The sequence below is a fragment of the Polaromonas sp. genome (genome assembly GCF_041689105.1).
Classification (GTDB): Bacteria; Pseudomonadota; Gammaproteobacteria; order Burkholderiales; family Burkholderiaceae_C; genus Polaromonas.
In genome coordinates this window covers 1-9,998 of the sequence record NZ_JBDNGU010000016.1, presented here as the reverse complement: position 1 = coordinate 9,998, position 9,998 = coordinate 1, and the positions used below count along the sequence as shown (strand labels likewise).

Sequence of the window (9,998 nt, the reverse complement as noted above, 5' to 3'; positions counted from 1 at the left end):
GGACGACTGGCAGCTGGCGATTGTGGATCTGTTTCTGGCTGACGGCTCGGGCTTCGGCGTGCTCAGGGAGTGCCAAACACGCCGGCAAAACCAGAAAGTGGTCGTCCTCACCAGTTACTACCACGGCAACATTGCCAAAAAATGCCTGCAGCTGGGCGCAGACGAGGTTTTCGACAAGTCCGGTGACATTGAAAAGCTGGTGGCCTACTGCGAGGCTCATGCGTTCAGCCTGGGCGAAGAGGCCGCATATCCGGGCCAGCCCGGATCGTCCGGCCATCTGATTCACGGCTTTCCCCGCCCTCACTGACCGGCTTGACTGACCTGCCTCGCTGACCGGGGCAAGCACAGGCCGGTCGCAGCGGACGTTGCCTCGTCTTCGCGTGACCATCGTGTACGCTCAGCGTCATGAATTCCGCTTTCCCGCAACCGGCCCAGCCGGCGCCCGATCCTGCCGCGGACGTCAGTCTGTCCAGCCGCTCGGCCTGGGTCATGCTGCTGGCGCTGGTCACCGCGTTTGCAATGAGCCAGGCCTGTCGCACCGTCACCGCCATCATGGCCACCTCGCTGCAGGCCGACTTTGCGCTTGACGCGCAGGCCCTTGGCCTGTTTGCCGGGGCTTTTCACTTTGCTTTTGGCGCCATGCAACTGTTCATGGGCATAGGCATTGATCTGCACGGCGTGCGGCGCACCGTGCTCATCGCCTTTCCGGTCGCCGTGGTGGGCGCGGTGCTGTCGGCGTTGTCCACCAGCTTCCCCATGCTGGTGGCTGGCCAGGTGCTGATAGGCGTGGGCTGCGCGCCGGCCTTTCTGGCGTGCACGGTGTTTATCGCGCGGCACATGCCGGCCCGGCGCTTTGCCGCCATCTCCGGCCTGGCCATGAGCCTGGGCGGCATTGGCCTGCTGCTGACCGGCACGCCGCTGGCCTGGCTGATTGAGGCCAGCTCCTGGCGCATGGGATTTTGGGTCGTGGCCGCCTGGGGCGTTCTGGCCTGGGGGTTGATCTGGGCGCTGGTGCACGAGCCCGCCCACCCCGTCGACGCGACCCGCAAGAAAGAGTCTGTCGGTCAGGCCCTGGCTGGTTTTGGCGCGCTGTTCACCGTGCCGCACACCTGGGGCATCTTGCTGCTGGCCAGCGTGGGTTACGCGTCCTTCGTTTCGCTGCGCGGCCTGTGGCTGGGGCCCATGCTGATTGAGCGCCACGGCTTTTCGCTGGTGCAAAGCGGCAACGTCGCGCTGGTGATGTCGCTGGTCTCGCTGGCCGGCCCGCCGCTGTTCGGCCGCTTCGACCCCGGCCCCGGCACGCGACGCCGCTGGATTGTCCGCTTCACCTTGCTGGTGGCTGGCCTGTTTGCGGTCTATGCCTTCAGCCACAACGCGCTTGTTGACGTGCTGGCCCCCATCGTGATCGGCCTGCTCTCGGGTTTCATGATTCTTCAGTACGCCGACGTCCGCGCCGCTTACCCGGCGGCCATGACCGGGCGCGCGCTGTCGGTCTTCACCATGGCGATGTTTCTGGGTGTGGCCACCATGCAGTGGTTCACCGGCGTGGTGGCCTCCCTGGCCTCGGCCCACGGCATGGAGCCTTTCACCGCCGTGCTGGCGGTGATCGCCGCCCTGCTGGCGCTGGGTGCGCTGGCGTTTATCTGGCTGCCGTCGCCACCACAACCTCAGTCGCTACAGTTTTGATAGCTGTCAACGCTCGACCAGCAAGGGCTGAGGGCCGATTTGTCTTCAGACTTCGACGGTCAAGCTGACCGACGGGCGATCTGCGCGCCCTCTGTCCGCGTGGTCCTACACAGCGCACATCGCTTCTCCGATAGGTCTTGCGCTGCGCAGGGTGGATGCTCTGGTGTCTTCGGGCCTGGATTTCCTGGCGCGATTTTTCAACGTCATCCACTTCTTCTGAAAGACCCCCATGGGCATTCTCTGGACCATTCTGATCGGCTTTATCGTCGGCATTGTTGCCAAGTTCCTGATGCCCGGGCGCGACCCGGCGGGCTTCATCATCACCGTGATCATCGGCATTGTCGGCTCGGTGATTGCCACCTACCTGGGCCGCTTCATGGGCTTTTACCAGGTGGGTGAGTCGGCCGGTTTTATAGCTGCCGTGCTGGGTGCGATCATCCTGCTGTTCATCTATCGCGCCGTCACCGGCAAACGCGGCTAGGCCAGGCGTAGCGGGCGCAGCACCATGAAACTGCAGGCTACCTGCACCCTGACTGTCAACACGGTTGCGGACTGCCCCATCGTCGCCATGCTCAGGCCGCGCAGCGGGCAGGCGCAGTGGATCGTCAGCGACCGGTACGATCTGCAGCCCTGGGTGCCGACCACCGAATACGTGGACAGCTACGGCAACCTGTGCCAGCGCCTGGTGCTGCCGGCCGGCGACATGAAGATTGCGGTGGAAGTGGTGATGGAGGTCGAAGACCAGATCGCCGTGCGGCCCGACGCGCCCCACACGCCGGTGGCCGAGCTGCCCGACGACGTGCTGCTGTACCTGCTGCAGAGCCGCTACTGCCCCTCCGACAAGATGCTGGAGAAAGCCCGCGAGATCGCTGGCGAGACCCCACGCGGCTATGCGCAGGCCGAAAGAATCCGCGCATGGATTCATGAGAATCTGCACTACAAATACGGCGTAAGCGAAGCCACCACCGACGCGATGGACACGCTGGGCCACGGTGCCGGCGTGTGCCGCGACTTTGCGCATGTCGGCATTGCCCTGTGCCGTAGTCTGCAGATGCCCGCGCGCATGGTGGTCGGCTACCTGCACGGGCTGGACCCGATGGACCTGCACGCCTGGTTCGAGGCCTTTGTGGGCGGGCGCTGGTACACCTTCGATGCCACGCAGAAGGAGCCGCGCGGCGGTCGTATTGTGCTGGCCTATGGCCGCGACGCTGCCGACGTGGCGTTTATCTCTGACTACGGTCCCCAGCCGCTGGAAATCTCTGACATGCACGTGAACGTCCAGTCCGTGGACGAGGTGGTCACGACCCGCCCCGCTTAACATTCCTGGCGCATGCCGCCGGGACGCTTGCCGCAACGTCCAGGGATAACCCCGACGCAAGCCGGGATTCATTTGGTTAAAAAGCCGCAGAAATCCAACATACGCCACGGCAAGAGCCGTGAGGTAGATGCATCCCGGCTGCGGCAGAGGCCAAAAGCCCTCAAGTGGACAACAGGATTGCAGGAGACCGCGGAACCAGCATGCAGCCAACAGAACGGGATCTACGGGAACGCGTGCTTGAACTCACACGTCTGACTGAAAGCCTGCAGCAGCAAGTGAAGCAGCCAGCCAGCCAGGCCCCGGGCGACCCGGCGGGCGGGCAGCACTTCATCAGCGCCTTTGAAAACGCAGCCATCAGCATGGCCGTGCTGGACCTGGACGCGCGGCGGCTCCGGGTCAACCGCGCGTTTTGCACGCTGTTCGGTTATTCGCGGGAAGAGCTGCTGGCGCCGGGTGCGCGCGACGTGACCCACCCCGACGACGTGGCCGAAGCCCTGGTACAGCGCAAACGCGCGCTGGCCAGCGAGATTGACACCTACCAGCGCGAAAAGCGTTACCTTCACAAGTCGGGGCACATCGTCTGGGGACACCTGACCTGCTCGCTGGTGCGGGATGCCGGTGGGCAGCCGCTGCACTTTATCTCGCAGCTGCAGGACATCACCGGGCGCAAATCTGCCGAACAGGTGCTGATCAAGGCGTCGACGTCCAACGCCGACCTGCTGCGCACCATTCAGCGTGTGCTCAAGCTGCCGGCTGAAGCTGCCGCTGGCGACGGCAAGGCTGGCTGATTCCTTTTTTCTTACTTGTCCCGCCATCCCGGACGTGCCCGCCAGGGAGCACGCCATGTATCAGGCCAAGGGTCAGGCCATCGCCGCCATCTCGTGGCAGGCCTCGGCGCAACGCTTGCAGGCCCGCGCGCAGGCCTGGCAATGGTCCATGTCGTGCTTGGCGCATTCTTCGCCGCAGGCGTCGCACGCCTCGGCACACAGCGCGCACAGGGCTTCGGCGTGTTCACTGCCCCGCGCCATCAAGGCGGCAGCGGTGCTGCACAAGGCGGCGCAGTCCATGTCCAGCGCGATGCAGCGCGCCATGGCATTGACATCAGCCTCGCGCAGGCAGGAAGCCGCGCAGGTGTTGCAGGCTACAGCGCAGAGGTTGCAGGCTTCGATGCAGTCTTCGTATTCGGTGCTGGTGCGCATGGTGGTCTTTCAGGTTTGGGAGCGGAACAAAAAGGTTTTCAGCTTCAGTTGCAAGAAAACCGGGGTTTCGTCCAAACTAAGACGCGCAAGGTACCTGGATTGTCAGTGATCGCTTCCCTGTCGTGTAGGACGTGATAACCCCGCCGCCGCCAGTGTGTAATTCGGTGTCCATGTCCATTTCAATCGTGCCGTCATCCGGCACCCCTATCGCATGAACCACCAGCGCTGGCGACCTTCTTTCAGGCGAAGGCAGAGCGTTGCCCCACGTTCTCAAGTGCTCTGTTTTTGATAGCTGCTTGCGCACAGCAGACAAGGGCTGGAGGCCGATTGGACGCTTCAACCCTGGCGCTGGCGCGTCAAACGGCAGCGCGGCAGCGCCGCAGCGCGCTCAGCTCTGGTAGCTGGTGTCGATGCGGTCCAGCTTGCGCAGCAGCGCTGGCCAGACAAAGGGGCCGCCCATGCCGCCGCCGCGCACATACACCGCCGCGCGGTCGTCGCCGGTGTAGATCTCTTCTTCAAAATGAATCAGCGCGCCGCCAGCCTGCGCACTGAGCTGAATCTGGCAGGTGCTTTCAAAGCGGTACATGTTCATGAAGGCGTCGGCAATCGTCTCGCCCACCGTCAGCAGGCCGTGGTTGCGCAGCACCAGGTGGCGGGCTTGCCCCAGGTCTTTCTGCAGGCGCGGTTTCTCGTCGTCACGGAAGGCCACACCTTCGTAGCCGTGGTAACCGAGCGAAGCCAGCACAAAGGCCGACTGCTGCGAGATCGGCAGGATGCCGCACTTTTGCGCACTGACGGCCACGCCCGCGCGGGTGTGCGTGTGCAGCACGCATTGCATGTCGTGCCGCGCTTCGTGTACCGCGCTGTGAATCACAAAGCCAGCCGGGTTGACCGGGTAGGGCGAGTCAATCACCTTGTTGCAGTGCTGGTCGACCTTGACCAGCGACGAGGCCGTGATCTCGTCAAACATCAGGCCATAGGGATTGATCAAAAAGTGGTGCTCTGGCCCCGGCACCCGCGCGCTGATGTGCGTGAACACCAGGTCGCTCCAGCCGTACAGCGCCACCAGGCGGTAACAAGCGGCCAGGTCTACGCGCAACTGCCATTCTTCGGCGCTCACAACTTCTTTCAATGAGGCGATGTTCATGGGGTGATCTTCAAAAATGAGTGGTGTAGCTACTTTAAGCCAGGCTGGCCGAAAGCGCTGTCGCCCAGTTACCCTGGCCGGACCATGCGAAACAGCTGCTCTGGCCCGATGGTGAAGTAGTCGGCCGGCCCGCCACCGCGCAACACATGGCCAGCGTTGGCCGTGTCGTACACGCCGTCTTTCAGCAGCGCCTTGGCAATGTGCACCGCCACCACCTCGCCCAGCACCAGCCAGGTGTCCACCTGGCTGCCGTCCACACCCTGCAACTGCAGCACCTGCGTGCGCCGGCACTCAAACGACACCGGGCTCTGCAACACACGCGGCACCGCCACCACGCGCGAGGGTGCGGGTGTCAGGCCCGTGAGTTCAAACTCATTGACCTCGGGCGGCACCGCGGCGCAGCTCTGGTTCATCTGCTCGGCCAGCGCCCGCGTGGTGAGGTTCCACACAAACTCGCCAGTGGCTTCGATGTTGCGCACCGTGTCCTTGTAGCCAATGCTGGCAAACCCCACGATGGGAGGTATGTAGTTGAAAGCGTTGAAAAAGCTGTAGGGCGCCAGGTTCAGCGCACCGGCCGCGTTGTGCGACGAGATCCAGCCGATTGGCCGCGGCCCGACGATGGCGTTGAACGGGTCATGCGGCAAGCCGTGGCCGTGGCGGGGTTCGTAGAAGTGAATGGTGTCTGACAAGGCGGGCTCCGCTGAGATGAAGTAAAGAAATGGGCGCGACTAACAATAGCATCGGCACCATGCCCCCTCCGCCCCGGATATGCTCCACCCTCACGCTCAGGCTGAGTCGTCTGCGCGACGCTGTTGGTGATGTGTGTTGCTTTTGCGGTCGGCTACTTACTCCATTGCGCCATTGGCGGCTGGAACCACTGAGCAACCAGCATCACAGGAAAGAGTCGCCGCGCATTCACAGCAACTGGTGCTGGCGACAGGTAACTTTTTATTTACGGGTCTTACGCCACCGGATTACAGAAGCTTCACTGATTATCGTGGCGCGCTGCTGCGTCGAGGTGACGCACAGTTGTTATCGCGACTCTCCGCGCGTTTCTTGTGATTTATTTACCCCAGGATCGCGCCCCGCAAACGTTGGTTCGTCACCTCATCAGGGGACAGCCCTGTAGCCCTTACGGCCAATAACGGCGAAAATAAGTGTCGCAGATTGTTGGCGGCTTGACCGGCAGCATTGATCTACCACCAAAAGGAGGGGGAATCGGATGATTGCAAAGATTGCAGCAATAAAACTTCGCCGTTGGGGCGTGCCAACTTTAATGGTCTTGATCGTGGGGCTACCCGGATGCGCCGTACAAACGCCGCCTGTGGCGCAGGTGGAGGCACCCCAAGGAATCGCCACGCAAAGGGCGGCGCAGCAAGCCGTACTTTCTCAAGCACCGGCGGCGCCGACGCTCAAAAGGAAGATTGCGCTCGGTCGCATCACCAATGAAACCAACTACGGCCAATCACTTCTGCGCGAGCAAAGTGGTGACCCGCTGGGCAAGCAGGTGGCGGATCTGATGAGCAAGGCGCTGACTGAATCAGGCGCCTACCTTGTTTTTGAGCGCCCGGACATCGGACGCATCCAGGCTGAAGGCCGGCTCACGGACACCAAACTCAACCTTGTCGGGGTTGACGCGCTGATCATCGGGTCACTCACGGAATTCGGCCGAAAAACGGTAGGCGCCTCCGGGTTTGTGTCCAACAGCAAGCGGCAGGTTGCTTTCGCCAAAGTCGATGTGCGCGCCGTGGACGTCAATACCGGGCACGTGTTCTTTGCAACCTCGGGTGCGGGCGAGGCTTCGAATGAAACGGCATCCACTTTTGGTTTTGGTTCGCAGGCTGGCTATGACGGAACGCTGAACGACGCGGCCGTGCGGCAAGCCGTCGCGGAGGCGGTCAGCCGCCTGTCGGTGCAAATGAATGCGAGACCCTGGCAGACCTATATTCTGAAAGCCGAGGGAGGCCGCGTTTTCCTGGGTGGCGGCAAGAGCCAGGGCGTGAAGCCGGGCATGCAGTTTTCGGTTCTCACCCAAGGCGAGCAGATCAGGTCGCCACAGACTGGCGCCATCGTCACTTTGCCGGGACAACTCATTGGGCAGGTGCGCGTTGACGCCCTGTTCGGCGACAGCGAGCTTACCGAAGGTTCCGTCGCATCCCTGTCGTCAGGCTCACTGGGCAACTACCGCCCCGAGCAATTAATCATCCGTTTCGAGGGGAGCAAATAATGAAAAGAACCATCATGGCGCTGATCGCCAGCCTCTGCGTTGCAGGCTTTTTGGGTCTCGCTGGCTGCACCCAGATGCCTACCGAGAAGCAGGGCATCTCGGACATGCGACCACAGATTTCGTTTCAGGCACCGGACGAACGAGTTCGCAACGCACGCGTCACCATCGACGGACTGGATATGGGCGTGGTGGGCAACTATATTGAAGGCACATCGGCACTCCGCATCCTGCCTGGCACGCACCTGATCACGGTGGACCTGGGCGGACAGGTCATCTTGCATGAAAAGTTTTATGTCGGCGACGGCGTGAGCCGCAGCTTTGTTGCGAAGTAAGGGGACGTAATGCGATTTCTACTCATGGTGCCATTGGTGCTGACCTTGGTGGGGTGCGCTGCACCCGGGTTGTATCAATGGGGCGGTTACGACCAGGCGCTTTATGCAGCCTACAAGGACCCCACAAAAATGGCGGAGCTGCAGCTCAAACTGGAAACCCACATAGCGGCCATGGAAGCGGCGAAGCTAAAGGTTGCTCCTGGTCTTTACGCCGAATTGGGAACACTCTACCTGCAAGGCGGCGCTGCCGAAAAAGCCACCAACCTCTATGCACGCGAGCGCGCTGCCTGGCCCGAGAGCAAGGGCCTGATGACAACCATGATTCAGAACATCGAGCGCCGCCAACAGGCAAAGAAGGAAGCCCAAAAATGAGAGTCCTCTTTTGCCTCGCGACTGCCCTGTTTCTCTCGGGTTGCGTGACCCAGCCGACAAAGAAGGACATGAGCGCATTCACTGCAGCAGCGCCTCGGTCCATCCTGGTTGTCCCCACCATCAACAAGTCCCTGGACGTGGACGCGCCCAACTACGTATTGGCGGCTCTTCCGGTGCCGGTCGCGGAAAAAGGCTACTACGTCTTTCCCGTCAACACGACCAAGTATGTGCTGGAGCAGGAAGGTTTCTACGAAGGCGAGCGCATTCACCAGCAACCCACGGATGTGATCGCCAAACTTTTTGGCGCCGACGCAGTTCTCTATGTTTCCATCAACCGCTGGGATGCGCAGTACGCGTTTATTGCCACCACCGTCACGGTGGAGTTCGACTACCGCCTGGTTTACAAGGACGGCACGGAGATCTGGAACGAGAGCAAGCGCATGCAGTATTCGCCCCAGAACAACAACAGCGGCGGCTCACCCCTGGCGATGCTCATAGGAGCTGCCATCAACGCCGCGTTGACACGCGCCGCGCCAAACTACATGCCGCTCACCCAGCAGGCGAACCAGCAGGTGTTTGTCATGGGCGTCAACCCCCTGCCGGATGGGCCTTACCGTTTGCCAGTCCCGACAAAGTAGTTGGTTGTTGTCAACGGACTATTCGTGGCCACGCTGATTCCCTCGCTTGGAACTTGCTTATCGCGCATGACCAGTGGCGAACGCCGGTTTGCCGAGCGGCTGGAGCAAAAGCTCGACGACGACTACCTGCTCTGGTACGACGTCCCGATAGGCCCCCGTCATTTGCACCCGGACTTCGTGGTGATGCACCCACGGCGCGGCATTTGGATTCTGGAGGTCAAGGACTGGAGCCCCAAGAACATTCAGTGCGCCGACAAACAAAGCTGGCAGGTCTTTGTGGACGGCCAGCTCAAAACCCTGCCCAACCCCGCCGAACAGGCCCGGCAGTATGCACACACCGTTGCGGACGCACTCAAGCGCGACCCGCAGCTGGTGCATGCCGGAGGCAAGTACCAAGGAGGCTTGTGCTTTCCGTGGAGCTATGGGGTCGTTTTCTCCAACATGACGCGCAAACAATTTACCGAGGGGCAACTCGATCAGGTGATTGAGCCGCATCAGGTGATTTGCAGTGACGAGATGCTGGAGAAGGTGGACGCTGAAGACTTGCAAAGCCGCCTGTGGGGCATGTTCCCTTACATGATGAGCGGCGTCATGTCGCTGCCCCAGCTGGACCGCGTACGCTGGATCATGTTCCCCCAAGTGCGGGTACAAATGTCAGGCGATTTGTTTGACGACAGCAACGAGCAGGCCGAGCTGCCCGACATCATGCGGGTGATGGACATACAGCAAGAGCAACTGGCGCGCAGCCTGGGCGACGGTCACCGCGTGATTCACGGCGTGGCGGGCTCCGGCAAAACCATGATTTTGGGTTACCGCGCTGAATACCTTGCCAAGGCCTGTACACCCACCAGTAAACCCATCCTCATCCTCTGCTTTAACGAGCCGCTGGGCGTGAAGCTGGCCAGCGTGATGCAGGCCAAAGGCCTGAGCGACCGTGTGCATGTGCGGCACTTTCACAGTTGGTGCCACCGCCAGCTCACGGCCTACGGGCAGGCGCTGCCGTCGCAAGGTAACGGCTTTTATGATGGGCTGGTGGACAGCGTCATCCGCGCGGTGGAGCGCAACCAGATACCCGGCGG

13 protein-coding genes are annotated in these 9,998 nt (G+C 61.8%); 10 read left to right on the top strand and 3 right to left on the bottom strand.

Features of this window, described 5'->3' with window-relative positions; genetic code table 11:
• The 5 genes from ACESMT_RS01495 to ACESMT_RS01475 all read left to right on the top strand — a co-directional run.
• The coding region (locus ACESMT_RS01495; protein ID WP_372824555.1) for a response regulator at nucleotides 1–307 on the top strand (307 nt) is incomplete at its 5' end.
• 98 nt (nucleotides 308–405) lie between these two features.
• A complete protein-coding gene (locus ACESMT_RS01490) occupies nucleotides 406–1,686 on the top strand; it encodes an MFS transporter (protein ID WP_372824553.1) in 1,281 nt (426 codons plus the stop codon).
• 229 nt (nucleotides 1,687–1,915) lie between these two features.
• The gene (locus ACESMT_RS01485) at nucleotides 1,916–2,167 is read left to right on the top strand and encodes a GlsB/YeaQ/YmgE family stress response membrane protein (RefSeq protein ID WP_372824551.1); all 252 of its coding nucleotides are present in this window, start codon (nucleotides 1,916–1,918) and stop codon (nucleotides 2,165–2,167) included.
• A gap of 24 nt (nucleotides 2,168–2,191) precedes the next feature.
• On the top strand, nucleotides 2,192–3,004 hold the full coding sequence (locus ACESMT_RS01480; RefSeq protein ID WP_372824549.1) for a transglutaminase domain-containing protein: 813 nt from the start codon (nucleotides 2,192–2,194) through the stop codon (nucleotides 3,002–3,004).
• Nucleotides 3,005–3,204: 200 nt separating this feature from the next.
• The gene (locus ACESMT_RS01475) at nucleotides 3,205–3,792 is read left to right on the top strand and encodes a PAS domain S-box protein (protein ID WP_372824547.1); all 588 of its coding nucleotides are present in this window, start codon (nucleotides 3,205–3,207) and stop codon (nucleotides 3,790–3,792) included.
• Between the two features lie 72 nt (nucleotides 3,793–3,864).
• Here ACESMT_RS01475 and ACESMT_RS01470 read toward each other — a convergent pair whose 3' ends face one another.
• From ACESMT_RS01470 to ACESMT_RS01460, 3 genes are all read right to left on the bottom strand, one after another.
• Nucleotides 3,865–4,203, bottom strand: a complete 339-nt coding sequence (locus ACESMT_RS01470; RefSeq protein WP_372824545.1) for a four-helix bundle copper-binding protein — start codon at nucleotides 4,201–4,203, stop codon at nucleotides 3,865–3,867.
• 388 nt (nucleotides 4,204–4,591) lie between these two features.
• Nucleotides 4,592–5,350 (bottom strand): class II aldolase/adducin family protein, encoded by a 759-nt coding sequence (locus ACESMT_RS01465; RefSeq protein ID WP_372824543.1) that lies wholly within the window; start codon nucleotides 5,348–5,350, stop codon nucleotides 4,592–4,594.
• 68 nt (nucleotides 5,351–5,418) lie between these two features.
• Entirely contained in the window at nucleotides 5,419–6,039 is a 621-nt protein-coding gene (locus ACESMT_RS01460) for a flavin reductase family protein (RefSeq protein WP_372824541.1), read from the bottom strand.
• 599 nt (nucleotides 6,040–6,638) lie between these two features.
• Here ACESMT_RS01460 and ACESMT_RS01455 point away from each other — a divergent pair.
• From ACESMT_RS01455 to ACESMT_RS01435, 5 genes are all read left to right on the top strand, one after another.
• Nucleotides 6,639–7,577: a CsgG/HfaB family protein gene (locus tag ACESMT_RS01455; protein WP_372824539.1), complete on the top strand. Its 939-nt coding sequence runs from the start codon at nucleotides 6,639–6,641 to the stop codon at nucleotides 7,575–7,577.
• On the top strand, nucleotides 7,577–7,909 hold the full coding sequence (locus ACESMT_RS01450; RefSeq protein WP_372824537.1) for a hypothetical protein: 333 nt from the start codon (nucleotides 7,577–7,579) through the stop codon (nucleotides 7,907–7,909). The genes ACESMT_RS01455 and ACESMT_RS01450 overlap by 1 nt, the downstream gene beginning before the upstream one ends.
• Nucleotides 7,910–7,918: 9 nt before the next feature.
• Nucleotides 7,919–8,281, top strand: a complete 363-nt coding sequence (locus ACESMT_RS01445; protein WP_372824535.1) for a DUF4810 domain-containing protein — start codon at nucleotides 7,919–7,921, stop codon at nucleotides 8,279–8,281.
• Nucleotides 8,282–8,349: 68 nt separating this feature from the next.
• Nucleotides 8,350–8,919, top strand: a complete 570-nt coding sequence (locus ACESMT_RS01440; RefSeq protein WP_372824533.1) for a DUF799 domain-containing protein — start codon at nucleotides 8,350–8,352, stop codon at nucleotides 8,917–8,919.
• Between the two features lie 66 nt (nucleotides 8,920–8,985).
• Nucleotides 8,986–9,998, top strand: a 1,013-nt coding sequence (locus ACESMT_RS01435) for an NERD domain-containing protein (RefSeq protein ID WP_372824531.1), incomplete at its 3' end; no start/stop codon positions are given.